Genomic DNA, 26,662 nt, shown 5'->3' with positions numbered 1-26,662 from the left:
GATGCCCGCATGCTGCTCTCGGAGCTCGTCACCACCACCGACCAGGTCGCCGCGACCTCGTCCCGCCTGGCCAAGATCGAGGCGATAGCGGCGCTGCTCCGCCGGGCCGACGCCGACGACATCGCGCCTCTCGTGGGGCTGCTCCTGGCCGCGCCCCGCCAGGGTCGCCTCGGCGTGGGGTGGCGGGGGCTGACGGCCCTCGCCATCGAGCACACCACGACGCCGACGTTGACCATCGCGGAGATCGACCACGCCTTCGACACCCTCGCGCACGCCTCGGGCTCCGGTTCGGCGGGCGTGCGCAGCGAGCTGCTGCACGACCTCGCCGCCCGAGCCACCGCTCCCGAATGGGACTTCCTGACCAGGGCGATGCTCGGGGAGCTCCGCACCGGAGCGCTGAGCGGCGTGCTCCTCGACGCGATCGCCCGCGCCGCCGAGGCCCCGCCTGCCACGGTGCGACGAGCCGCCATGCTCTCCGGCGACCTCGGCGAGACGGCGCTGCTCGCGCTCACCGGCGCCGAGGGCGCACTCGACGAGGTCGGACTCCGGGTGGGTCGCCCCGTGCTCCCGATGCTCGCGGCCACGGCGCCGACGCCCACGGCCGCTCTGGAGATCACCGGGCGCGCCTCGGTCGAGTACAAGCTCGACGGCGCGCGCATCCAGGTGCACCGCCGCGGCGACGAGGTCGGCATCTACACGCGGAGCCTCGCCGACGTCACCCACCGGCTGCCCGAGATCGTCGAGGTCGTCCGCGGTCTTCCCGCGCAGGAGGTCATCCTCGACGGCGAGACGCTGGCGCTCGACGAGGACGGCGGTCCCCGGCCGTTCCAGGAGACGATGTCGCGGTTCGGTGCGGATGCCGCGCGGGAACTCGCCCTGCGCCCCTGGTTCTTCGACGTCCTGCACGTGGACGGCCGTGATCTGCTCGACGAGCCGCTGTCGGTGCGTCAGGAGGTCCTGGCCGCGGTCGCCGGTGAGTGGCGCATGCCCGGCATCGTCACCGACAGTGCGGAGGAAGCCGAGCGTCTGTCCCGGGAAGCGCTGGCGGCCGGCCACGAGGGTGTGCTCGTGAAAGCCGTGGATGCGCCGTACGCCGCCGGTCGACGCGGCAAGTCCTGGGTGAAGGTGAAACCCGTCCTCACGTTCGACCTCGTCGTGCTCGGCGCCGAGTGGGGGTCGGGGCGCCGGCGTGGATGGCTGTCGAACCTGCACCTCGGCGCGCGGGACCCGGACGGCGACTTCGGCGACCCGGGCGGTTTCGTGATGGTCGGCAAGACGTTCAAGGGCCTCACCGACGCGCTGCTGCAGTGGCAGACCGACGAGTTCCCGGCGCACGAGACCCATCGCTCCGCGTCGACGGTGTTCCTCCGGCCGGAGCTCGTGGTCGAGATCGCGATCGACGGCGTGCAGCGGTCCCCGCGCTACCCCGGCGGCCTCGCCCTCCGGTTCGCCCGGGTCAAGGGCTACCGTCCGGACAAGACCGCTGCGGAGGCCGACACGATCCAGACGCTCCTCGCCCTGCGGCGGGGCGCGACGGACGACGCCTGATCAGGCCGTGGGCGGGAGGCCTTCGTCCTCCTGGCGCACCGTGCCGCGGAACGACCAGGGGAAGTCGATCCAGAGGTCGGTGTCCTTCCACGCGAAGTCCGGCTGGATGATCGTCGAGGGCTTCGTGTAGATCGTGACGGAGCGCACGTCGGCGCCCTTCTCCTGCAGCAGCTGCACCGCGAGCGCCAGCGTGCGACCGGAGTCGGCGACATCGTCCACGAGCAGCACGCGGCGGCCGTCGAGATAGGCCATGTCGAGCTCGGGCGGCAGCACCTCAGGGGCGTCCAGCACGGTGCCGATGCCGGTGTAGAACTCGACGTTGATCGCGCCGCAGTTCTTCACGCCGAGCCCGTACGCGATGGCCCCGGCCGGGAGCAGGCCGCCGCGGGCGATCGCCACCACGACCTCCGGCTCGAAGCCCGTCGCCGAGATGTTCCGCGCCAGATCGCGCGTCGCCACGCCGAAGCCGTCCCAGGTGAGCGTCTCGCGCTCGATCGATGCATCCGTCATCGGTCCATTCTCGCGCATCCGCTCCGCCCGAGCCGCCGCTAGACTGAGCAGGTCCGGCCCCGCCGGTGCCTGAAAAAGAGGCACGAAGCACCTCGCATCGCCGCGAGGGCGAGACACATACGGATCCCCCTTCTCCGTCCCTGTCTCGAAAGGCTTCTCCATGCCCTCCGTCTCCGCGCACGTCGCCCTCACCCTCGCCCAGCACGTCGATGCCGTCTTCGGCGTCATGGGCAACGGCAACGCCTACTTCCTCGACGCCCTCGAGACGCAGACCGACGCCACGTTCACCGCCGTCCGCCACGAGCAGGGCGCGGTCGTCGCCGCCGACGCCCACTTCCGCGCCTCCGGCCGCATCGCCGCGGGCACCTCCACCTACGGCGCCGGCTTCACGAACACGATCACGGCGCTGGCCGAGGCCGTGCAGGCGCACGTGCCGCTCGTCCTCGTGGTGGGCGACGAGCCGACCTCGGGGCCGCGGCCGTGGGACGTGGACCAGATCGCGCTGGCCTCGGCGGTGGGCGCCCGCACCTATACCGTCGGGCGGACCGATGCCGCCGCGACCACCGTCATCGCCGTCGAGCACGCCCTCACCTATCGCGTGCCCGTGGTGCTCGCGATCCCTTACGACCTCGCCGCTCTCGAAGCAGGCGCGGTGCCGGCGGCCCCGGCTCCCCGACTCCCCGCGCCGCTCGCCCCGCGCGGCGCGTTCGCCGAGGGCATGCTGGATGAGATCGCCGCCGCCCTGCGCGACGCCGAGCGTCCGTTCCTCCTCGCCGGCCGCGGGGCCTGGCTGGCCGGCGCCGGCGAGGCTCTGGGCGCCCTCGCCGCGCGGACCGGGGCCCTCACCGCCTCCTCCGCCCTCGGCCGCGGTATCTTCCCGGACGCCCGGTACGACCTCGGGGTCACCGGCGGCTTCGGCGCCGAGGGGGCGATGGAGCTCGTGCGGACCGCCGATGTCGCCGTGGTCTTCGGCGCGAGCCTGAACCAGTTCACGATGCGCTTCGGCGATCTCTTCGCCCCTGGTACCCGGGTGTTCCAGATCGACACCGCTCCGGCCGCCACGCATGCCCATGTCGGCGGCTTCGTGCGCGCCGATGCCCGTCTCGCCGCCGAGGCCCTCGTCGCCCGCCTCTCCTCCGGGCACGACTTCGGAGATGCCGCAGAACTCGCCGAGGCCACCCCCGACTCCGGCGGCGAGTCGGGCACCGGCTCCGCAGTTGTGTCCGCCCGACCCTGGCGGGAGACGGTCGATGTCGCCGCGGCTCGCGCGTACGAGCCCGGAGACGAGCTCGCACCGGACGGCCGCCTCGACCCGCGTTCCGCCGCGCGCCGGATCGCCGAGCTCCTCCCCGAGGACCGCGTCGTGGTCTCGGACGGCGGGCACTTCATCGGCTGGGCGAACATGTACTGGCCGGTCGCCGCGCCCGACCGGATGATGATGATCGGCACCGCGTTCCAGTCGATCGGACAGGGCTGGCCCAGCGTGGTGGGGGCGGCCCTCGCCCGTCGTGACGCGACCATCGTTCTCACCTCCGGCGACGGCGGCGGACTCATGGCGATCGCCGACCTCGAATCGGCCGTGCGGGCGGCGGACGGACGCGGCATGGCCGTGGTCTGGAACGATGCCGCGTACGGTGCCGAGGTCAACCTCTACGGACTGAAGGGCCTGGCCGAGGGGCCGATGCGCATCCCCGAGGTCGACTTCGCCGCGTTCGGAGCCGCGGTCGGCGCGGAGGGTGTCGTCGTGCGGACGCTCGATGACCTGGAGCGTCTGGCCACCTGGGCCGAGGAGGACTCGGCGACCCGGCGCTTCCTCGTCCTCGACCTCCGGATCTCCGGCGACGTGATCGCGCCGTACCAGCAGGAGATCATCCGCGTGAACTCCTGACCCGCGCGGGCCGATAGGCTCCCGGGATGACGGATGCTCCCGAGGTCCTGCGCTACAGCGCCTTCGCCGCGACCCCGGACGGGGGCAACCCGGCCGGGGTCGTGCTCGCCGCGGACGGGCTCGATGAGGCGGACATGCAGCGGATCGCGGCCGAGGTCGGCTACTCGGAGACCGCGTTCGTGCAGGACGCCGCGGCGGACGGCTCCCGCTTCCGGGTGCGGTACTGGTCGCCTGCCGCGGAGGTGCCGTTCTGCGGTCATGCGACGGTGGCGACCGCGGTCGCCCTCGCGGAACGGCAGGGTCCCGGGGCGGTCGTGTTCGAGACCGCGGCCGGAGACGTGTCGATGGAGTCCTTCGCGGACGCGGACGGCCGGGTCACGGTGTCGTTCACGAGCGTCGAGCCGGAGGTGCGCGACCTCGACCCCGTCGTGCGAGACCGCCTCCTCGCGCTGCTGGGGATGGAGCCGGCCGATGTCGACCCGCGCTTCCCGGTCCGCGAGGCGTTCGCGGGCAACTGGCATCCGATCGTCTTCGTCGCCGACCGGGAGCTCTTCCACCAGTTCCGTTTCTCCCCCGCCGAGGTCGCCACTCTCATGCGCGCGCGGGGCTGGCACGGCACGGTGACGGTGCTGCACGCCGAGGATCCTGCCGAGATCCAGGCCCGCAACCTCTTCCCCGTGGGGCGCATCACGGAGGATCCGGCGACAGGGTCCGCGGCCGCTTCGGTCGGCGCCTACCTCCGCGCCCAGGGCTATCCGGGCGACACCGTCCGCATCCATCAGGGCGCCCACGTCGGTCGCCCGAGCGAACTCCGCGTCGCGATCCCGTCCACCGGAGGCCTCGTCGTCTCGGGCGGAGCCACCCGCCTCCCCTGACCCCGGCCGCGGACTCCTCGGACTCGAGAGACGGAGCACGAGGCACGCGCGGTCACCCGCACGACGCGGTTCCGTCTGCGCGACCACAGCCCTCGCCCGGCCGTGCATCCGTCCCCGGATCGTGCATCCGTCACAGCACCCGAGACCTCGATCCTACGGCACGGTCTCACCGGCACGACCCGGCTCCGTCTGCACGAACCGGCTCCGTCTGCACGACCGAAACCCTCCCCGGGTCGTGCACCCGCGCCCGCCTCGCGCACCCGTCATCCGACTCGAGCCCCGCCTCCCCGGGCACCGGAACATCTGCACGAGCCGATTCCGCCTGCACGACCAACCTCAGCCCCTGGTCGTGCACCCGCCCCACCATCGTGCATCCGGAACCCGAACCGAACCCCGGAACCCGAATCGGAACCCGAACCAGACCCCGGAACCCGAGCCGGACCCCGGAACCCGAATCGGAACCCGGAACCCGAACCCGGAACCCGAACCGGAGCCCGAACCGGACCCTTAGTCGTCACCCCTGGGCGCTGTAGTCCGGGAGCTCCTGCAGGGTCCAGGTGTTGCCATCGGGGTCGTCGAAGCGCACGAAGCGCCCCCAGTCCTGCTCGTCCACGCCCTCCGCCTCCACGCCGAGGCCGCGCAGGTGCGCGAGAGCCTCGTCGGCGTCGGGGACGACCACCTGGATGGTGTTCTGCTGCCCCGGCTCTAAGCCGGTGGTCAGCCCCGTGCCGAAGGCGATCGAGCAGGCCGATCCCGGCGGCGTCATCTGCACGAAGCGCAGCCCCTCGTACGGCACATGGTCGTGGTCGGCGTTGAAACCGATCTTCACGTAGAAGTCCTTCGCCCGGTCGACATCGCTGACCGGGACGAAGATGAGTTCGATCTTCCAGTCCATCACGCACTCCTCCTGTCGGGCTCCGTCACCCGTCGGCCCTCACAGTACGCGCGGCCTCCGACACCCGCCAGGGCCGGACGTGCGCCGAGGGTCAGCGCGCCGGCAGCAGCGCCCCGTCCAGGAACTTCGCCAGCTCGTCCACGCCGTCCAGCGGGAGGATCGCGGCGACGTACTGGTCCGGACGCACGACGATCACGACGCCGCCACGGGACAGCTCCCGCGCCTCGAAGATGTCCGTCTCGCACCACTTGCTCGGGCCCGCGGCGTAGACCTTCTCCCAGTCGGTGAGTCCGAGCGGGCCGGTCTTCGGCTGGAAGAGCTCGGGCGTCGTCGTGACCTCGACCTCCTCGAAGGGCTGCTGGTACACGGCCTTCACGTCGAACACGGCGTCGGCGTCAGCGTCAGCCGGGGTGAACCGCGCGAACACCGGCGCCGCCTCCTCCGCCCACGCGGCGAGCGCCTCCCCGGTCCGGTCGCCGAAGGCGTAGACCCGCCAGCGGCCGTCGGCCTTCGCATGGTGCCCGAGGTGGACGACGTTGCCGTCCCCGACCCGCACGACCTCCGCCGACTTGAAGCGCTTGCCCAGCGGGTAGCCGACCGCGAGCTCCTGATGGGCGTCGGTGCCGGTGATCATGGAGGACGTGTACTGGGTCATGAAACCGGAGGGGAACTCGGCCGTCGCGAGGTAGTACGTGGCCAGCTCGTTCGGGTCGGAGATCTCCTCCGGCTTGCGGGCCATGAGGCTGGACCACTCGCGGTCGAAGTCGATGAGCTGCTGCGCGACGGGACGACGCTCGGCGCCGTACGTGGCGAGCAGCGCCTCGGGGGCACGGCCGCTCAGCACGGAACCGAGCTTCCAGCCGAGATTGAAGCCATCCTGCATCGACACGTTCATGCCCTGGCCGGCCTTGGCGCTGTGCGTGTGGCAGGCGTCGCCGGTGAGGAAGACCCGCGGGCTGCGATCGACGCCGGGGTCGACGTCGTCGAAGCCGTCCGTCACACGGTGGCCGACCTCGTAGACGCTGTGCCAGGCGACCTGCTTCACATCGAGCGTGTAGGGGTGGAGGATCGCGTTGGCGCGCCGGATGATCTCCTCGATGGGCGTCTGGCGCACGCGGTGGTCGTCGTCCGCGGCGACCTCGCCGAGATCGATGTACATGCGGCTGAGGTAGCCGCCCTCCCGCGGGATGTGCAGGATGTTGCCGGCCTTGGAGTTGATCGCGCACTTGGTGCGCCAGTCCGGGAAGTCGGTGTTGACGAGCACGTCCATGACGCCCCAGGCGTGCGCGGCGCTCGCACCCACGTGCGTGCGTCCGATCGCCTGGCGCACCCCGCTCCGGGCTCCGTCGCAGCCCACCACGTACTTCGCCCGGACGATGCGCTCGTCCGCTTCCCCGACATGGCGGACGCGCACCTCGACCGGGTATTCGCCCTCCTCGTGCACGGTGAGCCCGAGGAACTCGACGCCGTAGTCCGGCACGATCCGGCCGGGACCGTCGGCCGCCGCCTCGGCGAAGTAGTCGAGCACGCGCGCCTGGTTGACGATGAGGTGCGGGAACTCGCAGATGTCGTAGGCGTAGTCGGCGGTGCGGGTGGTCCGCACGATCTGATCGGGGTGCTCGGGATCGGGGCCCCAGAAGTTCATCCAGCCGATGTTGTAGGCCTCGGCGATGATGCGCTCGGCGAAGCCGAATGCCTGGAAGGTCTCCACGCTGCGGGGCTGGATGCCGTCGGCCTGCCCGAGGACGAGGCGGCCCTCGCGCTTCTCGATGATGCGGGTGGTGATGTCGGGGTACTGCGACATCTGTGCCGCGAGCAGCATGCCCGCGGGCCCGGAGCCGACGATGAGGACGTCGACCTCGTCGGGCAGGGCGGCGGGGCGGCCGATCCCGGTGCCGGCGGCGTCCTGCACGCGCGGGTCTCCGGACACATAGCCGTGGTGGTGGAACTGCATCGTCGTCGATTCCTTCCGGACGTCTTCGTCGGGTGTTGCGTCCAGGAACACGGTGTTCTATATTCGAACACAGTGTTCTACTATTGAACACAGCCTAGACCGGTGCCGCGCGCATCGCAAGGAGAGCCATGCCCGAGCGCCCCGCCGCCCCCGCGTCGCAGACGCTGAGTCGCGGCATCCGCATCCTCGAGGTGCTCGCCGACGCCCGCGGCGCGCTGACCATCGACGTCATCGCGGGGCGCCTCGACGTGCACCGGTCCATCGCCTACCGTCTCCTGCGCACGCTCGAGGATCACGGTCTCGTGACCCGCGATGCGAGCGGCGCCGTGAGCCTCGGCGCCCGCATGGCCGCTCTCGCCGCCGGCGTCGCCCACGACCTCCAGGCAGAGGCGTTGCCGGAGCTGACCGCCATCGCGAACGAGCTCGGCATGACCTGCTTCCTCGCCGTCCTCGATGGCGCCGAGTGCATCACCCTCGCCAGCGTCGAACCGCGGCACGCCGTCGCGAGCGTCGCCCAGCGCCCCGGCGCGCGGCACTCCGTCACGGTCGGCGCCCCCGGGAAGGCGATCCTCGCGCAGCTCGACCCGGCGGAGGTGCCCGTCGGCATCTCCCCCGCCCTGCGCGCCGACATCGACACCGCCGCCGCACGCGGCTATGCCACGAGCCACGACGAGGTCATCCCCACGGTGCAGTCCGTCGCCGTCCCGCTGCGTCTGCGCGGCCAGCGTCCTGCCGCGATCGCGGTCGTGCACGTGGCCACCGACCTGGACGACGGGGAGATCGCCGCGCGACTCCAGCGTTCCGCCGACCTCATCCGCGAAGCCCTCGAGGGCTGAGCCGGAACGCACGAGAGCGCACGCCCCCTCAGGGACGTGCGCTCTCGGATCGCCGGGTCAGACCTTCGCGAGCCCGCGGATCGGGCTGACGGACTGCTCCTCCTCGTGGTCCGGACCGAGCGGGATGCCCGACCGGTCGCGCAGCAGGAGCGTGGCGACGAGACCGAGGAGGGTCATGCCCGCGAGGTACCAGGTGACCGCCTCGGTGGAGCCGGTCTGATCGACGATGAACGTCGCGATGGTGGGCGCGAACGCCCCACCGGCGATCGCGCCGATCGCGTAGGAGATGGAGACACCGGAGAACCGGATGCTCGCGGGGAACAGCTCGGTGTACAGCGCCGCCTGCGGCCCGTAGGTGAAGCCGAGGCCGATCGTGAGGATCGCGAGGCCCGCGAACAGCAGCCCCACCTCGCCGGTGTTGACGAGCGGGAACAGCGTGAACACGCCGACGAGCTGGAGCACCCAGCCGATGAGGTATGTCGTGCGACGGCCGATGCGATCCGACACCCAGCCGGCCAGCAGCGTGGTCAGCAGCCAGGTCACGGCCGATCCGGTGACGGCCCACAGCACCGGCCCGCGCTCGAGCCCGATGGGTCCGTCGGGGTTCGTGGCGTAGCCCTGGATGTAGCCGCCGGTGGTCATGTAGCCCACGGCGTTGTTCCCGGCGAAGACGAGGGCTGCGATGATGACGAGCAGCAGGTGCTTGCGGAAGAGCTGCACGATCGGCATCTTCGCCTTCTCCTTGCGCTCGGCGAGCTCGGCGAACACCGGGCTCTCCTCCACGCGACGGCGGACGTAGTAGCCCACGAGGATCAGCACGACGCTCAGCAGGAACGGCACGCGCCAGCCCCAGGCGAGGAACTGGTCTCCCGGAGCGATCGCGGTCATCAGCGCCATGACGCCCGACGCCAGCAGCAGGCCGAGCGGCACGCCGATCTGCGGGGAGGCGCCGAAGATGCCGCGCTTCTTGCGGGGGGCGTGCTCGACGGCCATCAGCACCGCGCCGCCCCACTCGCCGCCGGCCGAGATGCCCTGCACGATGCGCAGCAGCACCAGGAGGATCGGCGCCATCACGCCGATGGTCTCGTAGGTGGGGAGCAGACCGATCAGGGCGGTCGCGGCACCCATGAGGATCAGCGTCCACATCAGCACGGCCTTGCGGCCGAGCTTGTCGCCGTAGTGGCCCGCGAGGAACGCACCGAGGGGCCGGAAGAGGAAGCTCACACCGACCGTGGCGAAGCCGACGAGAGCGCTGTTGGCGCCGAGCGGCGCGAAGAAGAGCTGTCCGAAGACGAGCCCGACCGCCGTGGCGTAGATGAAGAAGTCGTACCACTCGACGGTGGTCCCGACGACGGTGGCGAAGACGACACGACGCCGGTCGGCCGCCGTCGCGATGGTTCCGGTGGGTGTGAACCCATCCTGTGACTGCCCGCTCATGGGGTGTCTCCTTTGTGCTTGTGACCGCGTTGTCACGGCGCGCACGGACGTGAATCCGATCTGCTTGCCGAGGGGTGAGACGATGATATATGATTTCGGATACGACGCACAACGCGTCCTGACGAGCGCGAGGAGGCGCATCCGTGACGGACACCATCGCCCGCCCTGGGAAGATCATCGCGATCCACCTGAGCTACGCCTCGCGGGCCGACCAGCGGGGTCGACGCCCCGCCCACCCCTCCTACTTCTTCAAGCCGGCCAGCTCGGTCGGCGCCTCCGGCGGCACCGTCGAGCGCCCCGCCGGCACCGAACTGCTCGCGTTCGAGGGGGAGATCGCGCTGATCATCGGCGCCCCGGCCCGCCGGGTCGCCCTCGCCGACGCCTGGGATCACGTGCAGTGGGTGACCGCCTCGAACGACCTCGGCCTCTACGATCTGCGCGCGAACGACAAGGGCTCCAACGTCCGCTCCAAGGGCGGCGACGGGTACACCCCGCTCGGTCCGGAGCTGATCGACGCCCGCACGGTCGACCCGGCGGCCCTCCGCGTGCGCGCCTGGGTGAACGGCGAGCTCCGCCAGGACGACACCACCGCGGGCCTCATCTTCCCGCTGGCCCAGCTCGTCGCCGACCTCTCCCAGCACTTCACGCTGGAGACCGGCGACGTGATCCTCACCGGCACTCCCGCAGGATCCTCGGTCATCGTCCCCGGCGACGTGGTCGAGATCGAGGTCGACGCCCCGGACGCCCCCGGCGCTCCCACGTCGGGCCGCCTGATCACGACAGTCACGCAGGGCGATGTCCCCTTCGACGGCGACCTCGGTTCGCTCCCCGCCGTCGATGACCTCCAGCGCACCGAGGCCTGGGGCTCCCGCGAGGCCGCGGGCCTGCCCGCCGAGGACACCGCGCCCACGCTCACCCCCGAGCTCCGCGCCCAGCTTCTCGAAGCCCCCACCGCCGGCCTCTCGGCACAGCTGCGCAAGCGCGGACACCACTCCTGCTTCATCGACGGTGTCTCTGCGAACCTCCCGGACACGAAGATCGTCGGCACCGCGAAGACCCTGCGCTTCGTGCCGTTCCGCGAGGATCTCTTCCGGAGCCACGGAGGCGGGTACAACGCCCAGAAGCGCGCGTTCGACGCCGTGGCCGAGGGCGAGATCATCGTCATCGAGGCCCGCGGCGACGCGACCACCGGCACGCTCGGCGACATCCTCGCCCTGCGCGCGCAGACCCGCGGTGCGGCGGGCGTGGTGACCGACGGCGGCGTCCGCGACTTCCAGGCCGTCGCCGAGATCGGACTGCCGGTCTTCTCCCAGGGCGCGCACCCGTCCGTACTCGGCCGCAAGCACGTGCCGTGGGACGTCGACGTGACGATCTCGTGCGGCGGTGCCACCGTGCAGCCCGGCGACATCATCGTCGGCGACAGCGACGGTGTGATCGTGATCCCGCCGGCTCTCGCCGCCGAGGTCGCCGCCGACGCCGTGGCCCAGGAGATCGAGGACGCCTGGATCGCCGAGCAGGTCGCCGCCGGACACCCGGTCGACGGCCTGTTCCCGATGAACGCCGAATGGCGCGCCCGCTACGAGCAGGCGACCGGCACCGGAGCGGAGCGGAAGTGAGCACGGTCGAGAGCGCCAGCAAGTCGGAGCAGGCGTACGCCTGGATCCGCGCGCGCATCTCGGCGCACACCTACGGTCCCGGCTACCGTCTGGTCCTCGGGCCGATCGCCGAGGAGCTGGGCATGAGCGTGGTCCCGGTGCGCGAGGCGATCCGCCGCCTGGAGGCCGAGGGGCTCGTGACCTTCGAGCGCAACGTCGGCGCCCGGGTGACCCTCGTGGACGAGGGCGAGTACGCGCACACCATGCAGACGCTCGGACTCGTCGAGGGTGCGGCGACCGCGCTGTCCGCTCCCCTGCTCGACGCGGACGCGCTCGCGCAGGCCGCGGAGGTCAACGAGCGCATGAGCCGCCTGCTCGACCACTTCGACCCGCACACGTTCACCGAGCTCAACCGGCAGTTCCACTCCGTGCTGTTCGAGCCCTGCCCCAACCCGCACCTGCTCGACCTCGTGCACCGCGGCTGGGCCCGGCTGTCCGGCATCCGCGACTCGACCTTCGCCTACGTGCCCGGCCGCGCCCACCACTCGGTCGACGAGCACACCCAGATCCTCGAGCTCATCCGCGACGGCGCCGAGCCGCTGGAGATCGAGCTCGCCGCCCGCAACCACCGGTGGCGCACGAGGGACGCGTTCCTCGACGCCCTGCACACCCGTTCCGTCCCCGCCGAAGGAGAAGCATCATGACCGACTCCCGTATCCCCGCCGACCTGCCCGACCACATCCAGCACTACATCGACGGCGCCTTCGTCGACTCGATCGACGGCGACACGTTCGACGTGCTCGACCCGGTGACGAACCAGACGTACACGACGGCCGCCGCCGGCAAGAAGGCCGACATCGAGCGGGCCGTCGCCGCCGCCAAGCGCGCCTTCGACGAAGGTCCCTGGCCGCGCATGCTCCCCCGCGAGCGCTCGCGCGTGCTGCACCGGATCGCCGACATCGTGGAGTCGCGCGACGCCCGCCTCGCGCAGCTGGAGTCCTACGACTCCGGCCTGCCGATCACGCAGGCCCTGGGCCAGGCCCGCCGCGCCGCCGAGAACTTCCGCTTCTTCGCCGACCTGATCGTCGCGCAGGCCGACGACGCCTTCAAGGTGCCCGGCAAGCAGATGAACTACGTCAACCGCAAGCCGATCGGTGTCGCGGGACTCATCACCCCCTGGAACACGCCGTTCATGCTGGAGTCGTGGAAGCTCGGGCCCGCGCTCGCGACCGGCAACACGGTCGTCCTCAAGCCGGCCGAGTTCACGCCCCTCTCCGCCTCGCTGTGGGCGGGCATCTTCGAGGAGGCGGGGCTCCCGCAGGGCGTCTTCAACCTCGTCAACGGCCTCGGTGAAGACGCCGGCGACGCCCTGGTGAAGCACCCCGACGTGCCGCTCATCTCCTTCACCGGCGAGAGCCGCACGGGACAGATCATCTTCGGCAACGCCGCCCCGTTCCTCAAGGGCCTGTCGATGGAGCTCGGCGGCAAGTCGCCCGCCGTGGTCTTCGCGGACGCCGACCTGGAGGCCGCCGTCGACGCCACGATCTTCGGCGTCTTCTCCCTCAACGGCGAGCGCTGCACCGCCGGGTCCCGCATCATCGTGGAGCGCTCGATCTACGGCGAGTTCGTGGAGCGCTATGCCGCGCAGGCGCAGCGCGTCAAGGTCGGCTACCCGCACGACCCCGAGACCGAGGTCGGCGCGCTCGTGCACCCCGAGCACTACGACAAGGTGATGTCCTACGTCGAGATCGGCAAGACCGAGGGCCGCCTCGTCGCCGGCGGCGGTCGCCCCGAGGGCTTCGAGGAGGGGAACTTCGTCGCCCCGACGGTGTTCGCCGACGTGGCCCCCGACGCCCGCATCTTCCAGGAGGAGATCTTCGGCCCGGTCGTCGCGATCACCCCGTTCGACTCCGACGAGGAGGCGCTGGCGCTCGCGAACGACACGAAGTACGGCCTCGCGGCCTACATCTGGACGAACGACCTCAAGCGCGCCCACACGTTCGCGCAGTCCGTCGAGGCCGGGATGGTGTGGCTGAACAGCAACAACGTCCGCGACCTGCGCACGCCCTTCGGCGGCGTGAAGGCGTCGGGCCTCGGCCACGAGGGCGGCTACCGCTCCATCGACTTCTACACCGACCAGCAGAGCGTGCACATCACGCTCGCCTCGACCCCGCACAACCCGACGTTCGGCAAGAACTGACGCCCCCGGACACAAGCAAGGACGCTGACATGACCGACAAGACCGCCAAGACCCTCACCTCCTCCGGCTACTACGTGAGCCAGGAGGCACCGATCCAGAGCGACAACCCCGTCGCGACGCCGAAGAGCACCCCGCCGGACATCCTGCGGTGCGCGTACATGGAGCTCGTCGTGACCGACCTGGCCGCCTCGCGCCAGTTCTACGTCGACATCCTGGGCCTGTACGTGACCGAGGAGGACGACGAGGCGATCTACCTGCGCTCGACCGAGGAGTTCATCCACCACAACCTCGTGCTGCGTCAGGGGCCGATCGCCGCGGTCGCCGCGTTCTCGTATCGGGTGCGCGCCGCGGAGGACCTCGACCGTGCCGTGGAGTTCTACACGGAGCTCGGCTGCGACGTCCGTCGGCAGGAGAACGGCTTCGTGAAGGGCATCGGCGACTCGGTGCGCGTCGTCGACCCGCTCGGCTTCCCGTACGAGTTCTTCTACGCCACCGAGCACGTGGAGCGCCTGTCCTGGCGGTACGACCTGCACACCCCCGGCGAGCTCGTGCGCCTCGACCATTTCAACCAGGTCACCCCTGACGTGCCGCGCGCGGTGCGCCACTACCAGGACCTCGGTTTCCGTGTGACCGAGGACATCCAGGACGACGAGGGCACCGTGTACGCCGCGTGGATGCGCCGCAAGCCCACCGTGCACGACACCGCGGCGACGGGCGGCGACGGTCCGCGCATGCACCACGTCGCCTTCGCCACGCACGAGAAGCACAACATCCTCGCGATCTGCGACAAGCTCGGGGCGCTGCGCCGCTCCGACGCCATCGAGCGCGGCCCCGGCCGGCACGGCGTCTCCAACGCGTTCTACCTCTACCTGCGCGACCCCGACGGCCACCGCGTGGAGATCTACACGCAGGACTACTACACCGGTGACCCCGACAACCCTGTCGTCACCTGGGACGTGCACGACAACCAGCGCCGTGATTGGTGGGGTACCCCCGTCGTCCCCTCCTGGTACACCGACGCCTCGCTCGTGCTCGACCTCGACGGCAACCCGCAGCCGGTGATCGCCCGCACGGACTCCAGCGAGATGGCCGTGACGATCGGCGCCGACGGCTTCTCCTACACCCGCGCGGGCGAGGGCGAGACCTCGATGCCCGAGTACAAGCAGGGCGAGTACAAGCTCGGCCACCAGCTCTAGGGGTCACGGATGCTGTCTGAGGAGACGATCGCGCAGATCGCGGCGGAGCTCGCCGAGGCCGACCGCACCCACGGGGTGATCCCGCGCATCACCGCGCGATACCCCGAGGCGACCGTGGAGGACTCGTACGCCATCCAGGGCGTGTGGCGGGACTCGCAGGTCGCGGCCGGACGTCGGCTCGTGGGCCGCAAGATCGGTCTGACGTCGAAGGCCATGCAGCAGGCGACGGGGATCACCGAACCCGACTACGGCGTCATGTTCGACGACACCGTGTACGAGTCCGGCGCGGAGATCCCCACCGATCACTTCTCCAACGTCCGCATCGAGGTCGAGCTCGCCTTCGTGCTCAAGGAGCCCCTGGAGGGCCCCGACTGCACGCTGGACGACGCCCTCGCCGCGATCGACTACGCCGTGCCGGCCCTCGAGGTGCTGAACTCCCACATCGAGCTCGAGGCCCGCACGATCGTCGACACCATCAGCGACAACGCCGCCTACGGGGCGATGGTGCTGGGGACGGTGCGCAAGCGCCCGGACGAGATCGACCTGCGGTGGGTCCCCGGCGTGCTCTCCCGCAACGGGGAGATCGAGGAGACCGGTGTCGCCGCAGGTGTGCTCGGCCACCCCGCCACCGGAGTCGCCTGGCTCGCGAACAAGTTCCATCAGCACGGCGCGCGTCTGGAGGCGGGCGAGATCATCCTGGCAGGATCGTTCACACGCCCGATGTGGGTGTCGCGCGGCGACGAGGTGCTGTGCGACTACGGACCGATGGGGACCATCACATGCCGCTTCGTCTAGATCCGTCCTTCCGTGAGCAGCTCGCCGCGTCCGACCGCCCCTTCGTCGGCATGTGGGCGTGCTCCGGCAGCCCGCTGCTCGCCGAGGTCGCCGCGGGGTCCGGGCTGGACTGGCTGCTCATCGACATGGAGCACTCGGCGAACACGCTCGAGTCCGTGCTGACCCAGCTCCAGGCGGTCGCGGCCTATCCGGTCACCCCGCTCGTCCGGGTGCCCTTCAACGATGCGGTCGCGATCAAGCAGGTGCTCGACCTCGGCGCGCAGAACCTCATCGTGCCGATGGTGTCGTCCGCCGACGAGGCCAGGGCCGCCGTGGCCGCGACGCGGTATCCCCCCGAGGGCGTCCGCGGGGTCGGCAGCGCCCTGGCCCGCAGCGCTCGCTGGAACCGCGTCGACCGGTACCTGCAGGAGTCCGCGCAGCACGTGTCGCTGACGGTGCAGATCGAGACGGCCGCGGGGGTCGAGGCCGCCGCCGACATCGCCGCGGTGGACGGAGTGGACGCGGTGTTCGTCGGCCCCTCCGACCTGTCCGCGTCGATGGGCCTGCTCGGACAGCAGACGCATCCGGACGTGGTCGCCGCCGTCGAGTCGGTGTTCGCCGCGGTCCGCGCCGCCGGGAAGCCGGTGGGCGTGAACGCCTTCGACCCCTCCGCCGCCGACGCGTATCTCGCGGCGGGTGCCGACTTCGTGGCCGTCGGCGCCGACGTCGCCCTCCTCGCCCGTGCCTCCGAGGCCCTCGCCGCCCGCTTCCTCCCCCGCTCCGACGCCCCCGGCCGCCCCAGCTACTGACTTCGAGTCGCGCACCTGGCTCCATCCGCGGCCGGAATGGAGCCATTTGCGCGATTCGAAACGGCCGGGAAGGATGAGCCGGTGCACAGACTGGCGGCGATGCAGGACCGCAACTTCCGGTGGTTCTTCCTCGCGCGCGCCCTGACGCTCGTCACCGGCTCGATGTCGGCCATCGCCCTGGCGTTCGCGGTGCTCGAGATCGACAACGACGCCCGCTCGCTCTCGATCGTGCTCGCGGCCTTCACGATCAGCAACATCGTGTTCGTCCTGTTCGGAGGGGTCGTCGCCGACCGCCTCCCCCGCGCCCTCATCATCCAGTCCTGCTACGTCGTGGACATCCTGTCGGTCGGGGCGATGGCCGCTCTGCTGTTCACCGGCACGGCTACGGTCCCGCTCCTCGCGGTGCTGTCCGCGCTCAACGGCGCCTCGTCCGCGTTCGTGCTCCCGGCGATGCAGGGCATCATCCCGCAGCTGACCACTCCCGCGCACCTCCAGCAGGCGAACGCGATGCTGTCGTTCGTCCGCTCGGCCGTCACGATCGGCGGGCCGGTCATCGCGGGCGTCCTGGTCGCGACCGCGGGACCCGCGTGGGCCATGGTCGTGCAGGCGGCCGGCTGGCTGCTCGCGATCCCGGTCCTCGCCCTCGTGAAGCTCCCGCCGCCTGCGGCCTCCGGCGGCACCACGATGTTCCACGACCTCCGGGTGGGCTGGCGCGAGTTCTGGAGCCGCTCCTGGCTGTGGACGATCGTGCTGGCCTTCATGATCATGAACGCGATCCACGTCGGCGCCTGGGGCGTCGTCGGCCCCTACATCGCGAAGAACGACGATCGCCTCGGCATCTCCGGCTGGGGGTGGGTCGTGAGCGCGGAGGGCGCGGGGGTCCTGGTGATGACCCTGCTGCTGATGTGGTTCCCGCTCCGCCGCCCCCTGCGCTACGGGATGATCGGGATGGCGGTGTTCGCCCTGCCGCTCACCCTCCTCGGCGTGCACCCGGCCGTGGTGCTGCTCGCGATGGCCGCGTTCGTGGCCGGGGCCGGGGCCGAGGTCTTCGCGACCGGCTGGAACCTCGCGATGATGGAGAACATCCCCGGCGAGAAGCTCTCGCGGGTCGCGAGCTACGACATGCTCGGCAGCTTCGTCGTGATGCCCATCGGCACGCTCGTGTACGGCTGGCTGGTGACGCACGCGGAACCGGCCACCGTGCTCACCACCTCCGCCGTCCTCTACGCGGCGATCGCTCTGGTGACGCTGCTCGTCCCCGCGGTGTGGCGGATGGGGCGCCCCGCGGCGGCCGTCACGGAGCGCGCGGGAGTGGCGGATTCATAGCAATCCCGGCGAGACTGTGAGCATGACCTTCCCCCCGCTGCAGCCCCTCGCCGACCGTGCCGCCCTCTTCACCGCGCTCCGCCAGGACGCCCTCTCCGCGGCCGCCGACGCACTCGGCGAGCACCGGTGGGACGCCGATCTCGCAGCGGGGACCCTGACCTTCACCGCGAACGCCGACCCGACCCGGCAGCTCGTGACCCGCGCGCACCTCATCGCCACGATCGCCCCCGGTCCGCGCTCGCTGCTGTGGGCGTGGGCACACCCGCAGGGCGACCCCCAGGGCGTCGCGGCACAGCTCCGCGCCTACGGCGAGCAGCACGGGATCGCCGAGCTCACCACCCCCGAGGTCCCGTTCCCCGCCGATGCCTCGGGCGACGCGGACTGGATCGCCCGCGCGGCGCACACGATCGGCGGCGTCGCGGTCGAGCTCACCGGACGCTCCCCGTACTACTCGGCACCCGTCGACGGCGGCACCCGCGCGGTGTTCCTGCTCGATGCGCCGCTGGCTCCGCTCACGGTCGCCGACACGGTGGTGGCCCTCCCCCGCACCCTCGCGCAGACGCCCCTTCCCGACGCCCGCACGGCCGTCTGGGACCTCGCCCGCCTCGCCGGGTGGACCCTCACCTGGACGGACGAGTCGTTCTCCGGCGCCACGGTGACGGATGCCTCGGGCACCGCGACGATCCGCTTCGACGAGCAGGCCCGGATCAGCGGCGTGGAGAGTTCGCTGCACGGCCAGGTCTGAGTCCGCAGAAACGCACGAACGCCGCAGGGATCACCGGGATCCCTGCGGCGTTCGCGTGAATCTGCGACGCGGCGCGGAGGTCAGACCGTCCGCTCGGCCGCCTCGACGACGTTGGTCATGAGCAGGGCGACGGTCATCGGCCCCACCCCTCCCGGATTCGGCGACAGGTACCCGGCGACGTCGGCGACCTCGGGAGCGACGTCGCCGAACACGAGGTTCTTCCCGGTCTCCGGGTCCGTCTCCCGGGTCACGCCGACGTCCAGCACCGCGGCTCCGGGCTTGACGTCCTCGGCGCGGATGAGGTGCTTGACCCCCGCGGCCGCGACGATCACGTCGGCCTCCCGCAGGTAGCGCGGCATGTCGACCGTGCCGGTGTGCGTCAGCGTGACCGTGGCGTTGAGGTCGCGACGGGTCAGCAGCAGCCCGATCGAGCGCCCGATCGTGACACCGCGACCGACGACCACGACGTGCTTGCCCTTGAGGTCGTAGTCGTTGCGCAGCAGCAGCTCGATGACCCCGCGCGGGGTGCACGGCAGCGGCGTGTGGATCGGCGCGTTGACATTGAGGACGAGGCGTCCGAGGTTGGTCGGGTGCAGCCCGTCCGCGTCCTTCGCCGGATCGATCCGCTCCAGGATCGCGTCGGTGTCGAGGTGCTTCGGCAGCGGCAGCTGCACGATGTACCCGTGGCAGGCGGGATCGGCGTTGAGCTCGTCGATCAGCGCCTCGACGTCGGCCTGGGTGGCGTCGGCCGGCAGCTCGCGCTGGATCGAGTTCATCCCGATCGCCTCGGACTGCCGGTGCTTCATGCCCACGTAGAGCTGCGAGGCGGGGTCGGCCCCCACCAGCACCGTGGCGATGCCGGGGGTGACGCCCTTCTCCTTCAGCGCCGCGACCCGCTCCGTCAGCTCGGCACGGATGTCGGCCGCCGCCGCCTTGCCGTCGAGGACGACCGCGGTCACTGCTGCAGGTCCGGGTAGAGCGGGAAGGCCGCGGCGAGCGCGTCCACGCGGGCACGGAGCGCCTCGATGTCGGCACCGGGGAGCAGCGCGAGGGCGATGATGTCGGCCACCTCCGTGAACTCGGCGTCGCCGAAACCGCGGGTCGCGAGCGCGGGCGTGCCGATGCGGAGGCCCGAGGTCACCATCGGCGGACGCGGGTCGTTCGGCACGGCGTTGCGGTTCACGGTGATGTGGATGTCGTGCAGGAGGTCCTCCGCCTGCTTGCCGTCGATCTCGGCGTCGCGGAGGTCGACGAGCACGAGGTGCACGTCCGTCCCGCCCGAGCGCACCGCGATGCCGGCGTCCTTCACGTCCTGCTGCGACAGGCGCTCGGCGATGAGCTTCGCCCCGCGCAGCACGCGCTCCTGGCGCTCCTTGAACTCCGGCGTGCCGGCGAGCTTGAAGGCGGTCGCCTTCGCCGCGATCACGTGCATGAGCGGACCGCCCTGCTGACCGGGGAAGACCGCGGTGTTGATCTTCTTGGCGAGGTCGGCGTCGTTGGTGAGGATGAAGCCCGAGCGGGGGCCGCCGATGGTCTTGTGCACGGTGGAGGACACGACGTGCGCGTGCGGCACCGGGTTGGGGTGCAGGCCGGCGGCGACGAGGCCGGCGAAGTGCGCCATGTCGACCCAGAGGATCGCGCCCACCTCGTCGGCGATGGCGCGGAACGCGGCGAAGTCCATCGTGCGCGGGTAGGCGGACCACCCGGCGATGATGACCTTGGGCTTGTGCTCGATGGCGAGGCGGCGGACCTCGTCCATGTCGATCGTCGAGGTCTCGGCGTCGACCCCGTAGGCCACGATGTCGTACAGGCGGCCGGAGAAGTTGATCTTCATGCCGTGCGTGAGGTGGCCGCCCTGGTCGAGTGAGAGGCCGAGCAGGGTGTCGCCGGGGCGGGCGATCGCGTGCAGGACCGCGGCGTTCGCCGAGGCACCGGAGTGCGGCTGGACGTTCGCGAACTCGGCGCCGAACAGGCTCTTGGCGCGGGAGATGGCGAGCTCCTCCGCGACGTCGACCTCCTCGCAGCCGCCGTAGTAGCGACGGCCGGGGTAGCCCTCGGCGTACTTGTTGGTGAGCACGGAGCCCTGCGACTGCAGGACCGAGACGGGGACGAAGTTCTCCGAGGCGATCATCTCGAGGAAGGTCTGCTGGCGCTTCAACTCGCGATCGAGGACCTCGGCGATCTCCGGGTCGACTTCGGACAGCGGGGCGTTGAAGTAACGGTCGGTCATGACGTGCTCCTTTTGACGACGGATTCGAAAAGGGTGTTCCTATCGGCCCAGGCGCGCGGTCGAATTCCGTGGTCAGTCGCTCCCCGGTGGTTGTCCACCCAGACGCCAGTCGCGACGGTTACGAGCATAGCCGATGCGCGACGCCGCGCACGCGGTCGTTTCGGGCGTCGTGCCCGCCGCTTGCAGAATCGTTTCGATCGCCCTGTTCCCTTGCGGCGTTCCGGCGGCTAGGTTTTGTTCATGGTCCTACCTCTTGATCTGCCCCTCGTCCCTGCACCGGTGTCCGCGAAGGCCCGCGACGGACGCCTGCCGCTGTCCGCGACGACGCGTGTGCTCGGCTCCTCCCCCGCCGCCGGACAGCTGATCGACGCCGTCGCACGCCGCACCGGCCTCACCCTCACCGCGGCGGACTCCGGCCCCGCCGAGATCGAGTTGTTCGTCGATCCGGCATCCTCCGCGCCGGAGGGCTACACGCTCGAGATCGGCGACCGCGCCATCCTCATCGGCGCCGATGAGGCGGGGCTCTTCTACGGGGTCCAGACGCTGCTGCAGCTGCTGCGTGAGGACGACGCCGGCTGGGCGCTGCTCCGTGCCGACATCGCGGACGCCCCGCGCTTCGCCCGCCGCGGCGTCATGCTCGACGTGGCCCGGCATTTCTTCGGCGTCGACGACGTGAAGAGATTCATCGACAGCACCACCGCGCTGAAGTTCAACCACCTGCACCTGCACCTGACGGACGACCAGGGCTGGCGCGTGCACATCGACTCCTGGCCGCTGCTCACCGAGCGGGCGGCCACCACCGCGGCCGACGGCGCCCCCGGTGGCTTCTACACCAAGGACGACTACCGCGAGATCGTGGCGTACGCGGCTGCACGCCACATGATCGTGATCCCCGAGGTCGACCTCCCCGGGCACACCCACGCGATCGGCGTGGCCTACCCCGAGCTGGTCGAGGCCCCTGTCCTGAACGACGCACTGATGACCCAGTCCGAGCAGCTCGGCCAGCCGCTCCCGGTGGCCGGAGAGCCCTATCTGGGCTGGGGCGTCGGGCACTCCAGCGTGCGCATCCACGAGGAGGAGACGTATCGATTCGTCCGCGACGTCGTCCGCGAGCTCGCCGAGATGACCCCGGGGCCGTACATCCACATCGGCGGCGACGAGTCCCTCGGCACGCCCCAGGCCGACTTCGACCTCTTCGCGGAGCGCGCGACGGCGATCGTCGTCGAGGAGGGCAAGACCCCGGTGGCCTGGCACGAGATGGGCTCGGCTGCGGGCATCGCCTCCGGCACGGTCGGCCAGTACTGGGGTATGACGACGCCGACCGGAACGCACGCCGAGGAGGCCGCGCACTTCGTCGAGCGCGGCGGCGCCCTCATCATGTCGGCGGCGGATGCGACATACCTCGACATGAAGTACACCGCCGACTTCCCGCTGGGTCTCACCTGGGCCGCGATCATCGACGTCCGTCGCGCCTACGAGTGGGAGCCGACCGCTGTCCTCGACGTGCCCGACGAGGCGATCCTGGGAATCGAGGCGCCGCTGTGGTCCGAGACCACCCGCACGCTCGACGAGGTGGAGCAGCTCGTGTTCCCCCGTGCTGCCGCGCAGGCCGAGATCGCCTGGTCGCCGCGCGAGGGCGTCGGCCGCACGTGGGAGTCCTTCCGCGACCGACTCGGTGCGCTCGCACCGCTGTGGAAGGCTGAGGGGGTCGATTTCCACCCGGCCCCCGAGATCCCCTGGAGCGCCCGTTGAAGACCCTCTCCTCCGCGACCGGTTCCCTCGTCATCCACTCCGTCCGCCTCGTCGATCGCGGGGAGGTCGCCGAGGACGCGTGGGTGCGCATCGAGGACGGCGTCGTCGTCGCGCGCGGCACGGGCACGGACTGGGAGCCCGCGACCGAGGTGGTGGACGGGACGGAGGTGGCAGGCGCCGGCGCGCTGCTCACGCCGGGCTTCGTGGACATCCACGGTCACGGTGGAGCGGGCGCCGCGTACGACGACGGGGTGGACGCGATCCGGACGGGGAGGAACTTGCACCGCGCGCACGGCACCACCAGGGCGGTCATCTCGCTCGTCACCGGCACGATCGACGACCTGGCCCGCAGCGTCGCCCTGATCGCCGCCCTGACCAGGACCGACGGGGACGTGCTCGGCTCGCACCTCGAGGGCCCGTTCCTCGACCCCGGTCACCACGGGGCCCATGAGCCCACGCTGCTCCGGCACCCCGTCGCGGCCGATGTGGCCCGGCTGCTGGAGGCCGGAGAAGGCACGGTCCGCCAGGTCACCATCGCTCCGGAGCTCCCGGGCGGGATCGACGCCGTCCGTCAGATCGTCGCGGCCGGCGCCGCCGCCGCCGTGGGTCACACCGACGCCGATGCCGCCATGGCCGTCGCGGCCTTCGAGGCCGGCGCCTCGCTGCTGACCCACGCGTTCAACGCGATGCCCGGCATCCACCACCGCGCCCCCGGCCCGGTACTCGCCGCGGCCGCCGACCACCGGGTGATCCTGGAGGCCATCGCCGACGACGTCCACCTCGACCCGCACGTCGTCAAGCTCGTGTTCGACGCGGCCCCGCACCGCGTGGCGCTCATCACCGACGCCATGGCGGCCGCAGGGAGCGCCGACGGCAGATACGACCTCGGTGCGGTGAAGGTGACCGTCGAGAACGGCGTGGCCCGCGCCGACGACACCGGCTCGATCGCCGGCTCCACGCTGACCCAGGACGTCGCGCTGCAGCGGGCCGTGGCAGCGGGCGTCGATCTGCCGGAGGTCGTGCGTGCGCTCACGGAGACGCCGGCGCGGGCCATCGTGCGCGACGCCCACCTCGGCGCACTGCGTCCCGGCCTGCTCGGCGATGCCGTGCTGCTGGACGCGGAGCTGCGCGTCGCGCGGGTCTGGACAGGACCGGCGCTGCCCGCCTAGGCGTGCAGCGCTTCGCGCGACGCGCAGCGCTGCGGTCTCCGGTCGATCGGACGAGATGGCGGCGCCGGATTCCCCAGATCGACGTCGCGCTTCTCGCGAGGTGGGAGTGGAGGGCCGCCGTTCTCCCCAGATCGGCGGCCCTTTCCCTCCCGCTCGAGCGGGCGGGGCCGGGAGCTCCTCCCCCGAGGATCCCGACCCGCCCACTGGTGCAGTACCCCCCGCACCAGCGCCGGAACTCCGCCCCCCGGTGGAGTCCATTTCGGCTGTCTCTACGGGATGAGACGAGGGCCGGCCCGGTTCATTACGCGGTTCTCGGAAAAAAGTTCAGAAAGTTCTCGCCGGGCATCACCGCCGGGGCGCGGAGGGGTCCCCGAGCATCTGCTCCGAGTCCTCCCCGGGGGTGGCCACCGCGCCTGTTTCGCGAGAGAATGGACTGACCGCGTAATGAAAGACGCCTTCTCGCGTCTCTCCTCCTGGGGACGGTTGTGTGCCCCGGGACCAGATGGATGACCGTGCACCGAGAGAACACCACACCAGACGAGACCATCGGCGATGCCGACCTGATCCTCCGCGTCCGCTCCGGCGACAAGGGGGCGTTCGGGGAACTCTGGAGGCGGCACTATCCGTCCGGCATGGCCGTCGCGCGATCGGTGACCTCGTCGATCGATCCCGACGATCTGGTGCAGGAGTCCTACACGCGCATCTACCAGGCGATCCTCAAGGGCGGCGGCCCCAACGGCTCGTTCCGCGCCTACCTCTTCACCAGCATCCGCAACACCGCCGCGGCGTGGGGACGAGCACGTCGCGAGACCGCGATCGACGAGCTCGACACGGTGGCCGATCCGGACAGCACCGAGCACGCCACGAACGAGGCCCTCGACCGCAGCCTCACCGCGCAAGCCTTCCGCAGCCTCCCGTCGCGGTGGCAGGAAGTGCTCTGGTACACCGAGATCGAGCAGATGAAGCCGCAGGAGGTGGCTCCGCTCCTCGGGATGAAGGCCGGCGCGGTGTCGCAGCTCGCGTTCCGTGCGCGTGAGGGGCTCCGCGAGGCGTGGATCCAGGCGCACCTGCGGAGCGCGAGCCCCGGCTCCGAGTGCCAGTGGACGATCGAGCACCTCGGCGCCTACTCGCGCGGCAACCTCGCGACCCGCGACCACCGTCGCCTGGAGCTGCACCTCGACGAGTGTGCCCGCTGCATGATCGTCGCCGCCGAGGCCAAGGACGTCTCCAAGCGTCTCGCCCTCGTCCTGCTCCCGCTCGTCCTCGGCGCCACCGGGGCCTCCGGGTACCTCGCCGCCCTGCAGGGCGGTGCGCCGGTCCTGGCCGTGGCGGGGATGTCGTCCACCATCCCGGGCGCGGTGTTCGTCGGTGACGGCGGCATCGGCCAGGCCGCGGCGGCCACCTCCGGCGCGGGCGCAGCCGGCTCAGGAGCGGGATCGGCCGGCGGCGCCGGCTCGGGCGCGAGCACGGGCGGAGTCTTCACGGGCATGGGCGCCGTCGTCGGCGCCGGGTCGGCAGCCCTCGTGGTGGCCGGAGTGGTCGCCGCAGCGGCCATCGTCCCCGGACTCGCGGGCGCGAACCCGGCGACCTCCCTGCCCAGCGCCTCGGACACCGACCCGTCGTCGATCGCGACCGACATCGCCCCGGACTCCTCGCTGAACCTCGACGAGCCCGTGGTGATCGAGACGCCGGAGAACGACGAGACGCCTGCACCTCCTGCCGAGGAGGAGGCGGCGCCGCCCGTCTCCTCGGAGGCCGGGCCCGACACGGCACCCGCCGTCCCGGATGTCCCCGCGGCGCTTCCCGAGGCCACGCAGCCGCCCGTCGCTCCCGAGAACCCCGACAGTTCGCCGAAGCCTCCTGGCGACACCGGCGGTTCAGAGGCCCCTGCTATCCCGACTGACCCGCCCACATGGAGCACCGCCGAGGTCTGGCGCGACGAATACCTGAACTGGCACTACCTCGTGCCGGTCGAAGGTGTACCGAGAACTACCGTGCAGGCTCTCCTTTGTGTTGAGTCGGAAAACGTGATCGTGCAGGCCCTACTTTGCGATCATTGGGAGAACCTCAGTGTCGTGCTAGACAAGGACGGCAAAGGCACCATCGAGCTCCGACCCTCGCACGCCCAGTTCCTCTTCGCCAGCCTCGTACCGGTGACATTCCGGTACCTCCTCCCGTCTGGTGAGGCGGGCCCCTCGGCGGACACCACGCTTTACGCGTTGGAGCCCCCGGGGACGGGCGCCGATGACCGCGCTGCGGCGGCTGCGCCCGTCGAGCAGACGGCGGTCGTCATCGACGAGGCCGAGCCGGTGACCGCTCCGGTCGAGGCCCCGGCGCCCGCCGTCTCTGAGGACACCGCGACACCCGCCGACGAGGTCGAGGCAGCTCCCGCACCCGTGGGGCCCGCGCCGGCGGAGCCCGCGCCGGCCCCCGAAGCTGCGCCGGCCGCCGAAGCTGCACCGGCCGCACCGGCCGAGGAGGCCCCGGCCACGGAGGCCCCGGCTCCGACCGAGGACGCTCCGGTCGCGGAATAGACTGGACGCATGACCCCGGATTCCGCCCCCGTCGCCGGCGTCGACCGTCCGGCCATCACGGCCCTCGACATCGTGCGCGTCGTCGTCCTCATCGTGGCGATCGCCTCGCTCGCCCTGTGGGGGTTCGCCAGCTGGGACCTGCCGTGGAGCATCGTCATCGGCGTCGGCGCCCCCGTGGTCACCCTGCTGCTGTGGGCGCTCTTCCTCTCGCCGCGGCCGGTTCTTCGCGTGCATCCCTTCCTCCGGGCGGTCGTCGAACTGTTCATCTACGTGGGCGTGACCATCGCCTGGTGGTCCATGGGGCAGGCCCTGATCGGCACCGCCTTCGCCCTGGTCGCCGTCGTCGCGGGCGTCCTCAGCGGACGCCGCGCCCTGGCATGAGCGCACGG

The 26,662-nt window shown here is 71.3% G+C and carries 22 protein-coding genes and 1 riboswitch; of the genes, 16 read left to right on the top strand and 6 right to left on the bottom strand.

Going from position 1 to position 26,662, the window contains the following annotated elements; genetic code table 11:
• Positions 1-9 precede the first annotated feature (9 nt).
• Positions 10-1,548, top strand: coding sequence for an ATP-dependent DNA ligase (locus MICNX66_RS04685; protein ID WP_187663495.1), 1,539 nt, complete (start codon positions 10-12; stop codon positions 1,546-1,548).
• On the opposite strand, the gene MICNX66_RS04680 is transcribed toward MICNX66_RS04685, so the two are convergent.
• Positions 1,549-2,058 (bottom strand): phosphoribosyltransferase, encoded by a 510-nt coding sequence (locus tag MICNX66_RS04680; RefSeq protein WP_187663494.1) that lies wholly within the window; start codon positions 2,056-2,058, stop codon positions 1,549-1,551. It abuts the gene before it with no gap.
• 160 nt (positions 2,059-2,218) lie between these two features.
• Between MICNX66_RS04680 and MICNX66_RS04675 the strand changes: the two genes are divergently transcribed.
• Together MICNX66_RS04675 and MICNX66_RS04670 are read left to right on the top strand one after the other, a co-directional pair.
• Positions 2,219-3,946: a thiamine pyrophosphate-binding protein gene (locus tag MICNX66_RS04675; RefSeq protein WP_187663493.1), complete on the top strand. Its 1,728-nt coding sequence runs from the start codon at positions 2,219-2,221 to the stop codon at positions 3,944-3,946.
• 26 nt (positions 3,947-3,972) lie between these two features.
• Positions 3,973-4,821 carry a PhzF family phenazine biosynthesis protein gene (locus MICNX66_RS04670; protein ID WP_187663492.1) on the top strand — a complete coding sequence of 283 codons (849 nt, stop codon included), beginning with the start codon at positions 3,973-3,975 and terminating at the stop codon, positions 4,819-4,821.
• A gap of 514 nt (positions 4,822-5,335) precedes the next feature.
• Here the strand turns inward: MICNX66_RS04670 and MICNX66_RS04665 are convergent.
• Complete coding sequence (locus MICNX66_RS04665; protein WP_187663491.1) at positions 5,336-5,716, bottom strand: VOC family protein; 381 nt, start codon at positions 5,714-5,716, stop codon at positions 5,336-5,338.
• 91 nt (positions 5,717-5,807) lie between these two features.
• Positions 5,808-7,670 carry an FAD-dependent monooxygenase gene (locus tag MICNX66_RS04660; protein WP_187663490.1) on the bottom strand — a complete coding sequence of 621 codons (1,863 nt, stop codon included), beginning with the start codon at positions 7,668-7,670 and terminating at the stop codon, positions 5,808-5,810.
• Positions 7,671-7,798: 128 nt separating this feature from the next.
• Here MICNX66_RS04660 and MICNX66_RS04655 point away from each other — a divergent pair, with 128 nt between their 5' ends.
• Positions 7,799-8,506 (top strand): IclR family transcriptional regulator, encoded by a 708-nt coding sequence (locus tag MICNX66_RS04655; protein ID WP_187663489.1) that lies wholly within the window; start codon positions 7,799-7,801, stop codon positions 8,504-8,506.
• A 57-nt stretch (positions 8,507-8,563) separates the two neighbouring features.
• On the opposite strand, the gene MICNX66_RS04650 is transcribed toward MICNX66_RS04655, so the two are convergent.
• Positions 8,564-9,943, bottom strand: coding sequence for an MFS transporter (locus MICNX66_RS04650; RefSeq protein ID WP_187663488.1), 1,380 nt, complete (start codon positions 9,941-9,943; stop codon positions 8,564-8,566).
• Positions 9,944-10,086: 143 nt separating this feature from the next.
• Between MICNX66_RS04650 and MICNX66_RS04645 the strand changes: the two genes are divergently transcribed.
• From MICNX66_RS04645 to MICNX66_RS04610, 8 genes are all read left to right on the top strand, one after another.
• A complete protein-coding gene (locus MICNX66_RS04645; RefSeq protein WP_187663487.1) occupies positions 10,087-11,559 on the top strand; it encodes a fumarylacetoacetate hydrolase family protein in 1,473 nt (490 codons plus the stop codon).
• Entirely contained in the window at positions 11,556-12,242 is a 687-nt protein-coding gene (locus MICNX66_RS04640; protein ID WP_025103811.1) for a GntR family transcriptional regulator, read from the top strand. Before MICNX66_RS04645 ends, MICNX66_RS04640 begins: the two co-directional genes overlap by 4 nt.
• Complete coding sequence (hpaE, locus tag MICNX66_RS04635; RefSeq protein WP_187663486.1) at positions 12,239-13,738, top strand: 5-carboxymethyl-2-hydroxymuconate semialdehyde dehydrogenase; 1,500 nt, start codon at positions 12,239-12,241, stop codon at positions 13,736-13,738. Before MICNX66_RS04640 ends, hpaE begins: the two co-directional genes overlap by 4 nt.
• 29 nt (positions 13,739-13,767) lie before the next feature.
• Positions 13,768-14,934 (top strand): 3,4-dihydroxyphenylacetate 2,3-dioxygenase, encoded by a 1,167-nt coding sequence (gene hpaD / locus MICNX66_RS04630; RefSeq protein WP_187663485.1) that lies wholly within the window; start codon positions 13,768-13,770, stop codon positions 14,932-14,934.
• 9 nt (positions 14,935-14,943) lie between these two features.
• Positions 14,944-15,729: a fumarylacetoacetate hydrolase family protein gene (locus MICNX66_RS04625; protein WP_187663484.1), complete on the top strand. Its 786-nt coding sequence runs from the start codon at positions 14,944-14,946 to the stop codon at positions 15,727-15,729.
• Positions 15,714-16,517: an HpcH/HpaI aldolase family protein gene (locus MICNX66_RS04620; protein WP_187663483.1), complete on the top strand. Its 804-nt coding sequence runs from the start codon at positions 15,714-15,716 to the stop codon at positions 16,515-16,517. Before MICNX66_RS04625 ends, MICNX66_RS04620 begins: the two co-directional genes overlap by 16 nt.
• A gap of 81 nt (positions 16,518-16,598) precedes the next feature.
• A complete protein-coding gene (locus tag MICNX66_RS04615) occupies positions 16,599-17,843 on the top strand; it encodes an MFS transporter (protein ID WP_187663482.1) in 1,245 nt (414 codons plus the stop codon).
• A gap of 22 nt (positions 17,844-17,865) precedes the next feature.
• Positions 17,866-18,588 carry a DUF6882 domain-containing protein gene (locus MICNX66_RS04610; RefSeq protein WP_187663481.1) on the top strand — a complete coding sequence of 241 codons (723 nt, stop codon included), beginning with the start codon at positions 17,866-17,868 and terminating at the stop codon, positions 18,586-18,588.
• Between the two features lie 80 nt (positions 18,589-18,668).
• Here the strand turns inward: MICNX66_RS04610 and MICNX66_RS04605 are convergent, their stop codons facing one another.
• Positions 18,669-19,547, bottom strand: a complete 879-nt coding sequence (locus MICNX66_RS04605) for a bifunctional methylenetetrahydrofolate dehydrogenase/methenyltetrahydrofolate cyclohydrolase (protein WP_187663480.1) — start codon at positions 19,545-19,547, stop codon at positions 18,669-18,671.
• Positions 19,544-20,818, bottom strand: a complete 1,275-nt coding sequence (glyA, locus tag MICNX66_RS04600) for a serine hydroxymethyltransferase (RefSeq protein WP_025103803.1) — start codon at positions 20,816-20,818, stop codon at positions 19,544-19,546. The genes MICNX66_RS04605 and glyA overlap by 4 nt, the downstream gene beginning before the upstream one ends.
• Before the next feature lie 38 nt (positions 20,819-20,856).
• Positions 20,857-20,941, bottom strand: a riboswitch (ZMP/ZTP riboswitch).
• Between the two features lie 117 nt (positions 20,942-21,058).
• On the opposite strand from glyA, the gene MICNX66_RS04595 reads away from it, so the two are divergent.
• The 4 genes from MICNX66_RS04595 to MICNX66_RS04580 all read left to right on the top strand — a co-directional run bounded on the left by MICNX66_RS04595 (position 21,059) and on the right by MICNX66_RS04580 (position 26,654).
• Positions 21,059-22,570 carry a family 20 glycosylhydrolase gene (locus tag MICNX66_RS04595; protein ID WP_187663479.1) on the top strand — a complete coding sequence of 504 codons (1,512 nt, stop codon included), beginning with the start codon at positions 21,059-21,061 and terminating at the stop codon, positions 22,568-22,570.
• On the top strand, positions 22,567-23,739 hold the full coding sequence (locus tag MICNX66_RS04590; protein ID WP_187663478.1) for an N-acetylglucosamine-6-phosphate deacetylase: 1,173 nt from the start codon (positions 22,567-22,569) through the stop codon (positions 23,737-23,739). Before MICNX66_RS04595 ends, MICNX66_RS04590 begins: the two co-directional genes overlap by 4 nt.
• Positions 23,740-24,245: 506 nt before the next feature.
• Complete coding sequence (locus MICNX66_RS16980) at positions 24,246-26,273, top strand: sigma-70 family RNA polymerase sigma factor (RefSeq protein WP_187663477.1); 2,028 nt, start codon at positions 24,246-24,248, stop codon at positions 26,271-26,273.
• 9 nt (positions 26,274-26,282) lie between these two features.
• Positions 26,283-26,654, top strand: a complete 372-nt coding sequence (locus tag MICNX66_RS04580; protein WP_187663476.1) for a YrdB family protein — start codon at positions 26,283-26,285, stop codon at positions 26,652-26,654.
• The last annotated feature ends 8 nt before the right edge of the window (positions 26,655-26,662 follow it).

Source organism: Microbacterium sp. Nx66, from assembly GCF_904066215.1.
GTDB lineage: Bacteria > Actinomycetota > Actinomycetes > Actinomycetales > Microbacteriaceae > Microbacterium > Microbacterium meiriae.
This window is presented reverse-complemented; position numbering and strand designations above follow the sequence as displayed.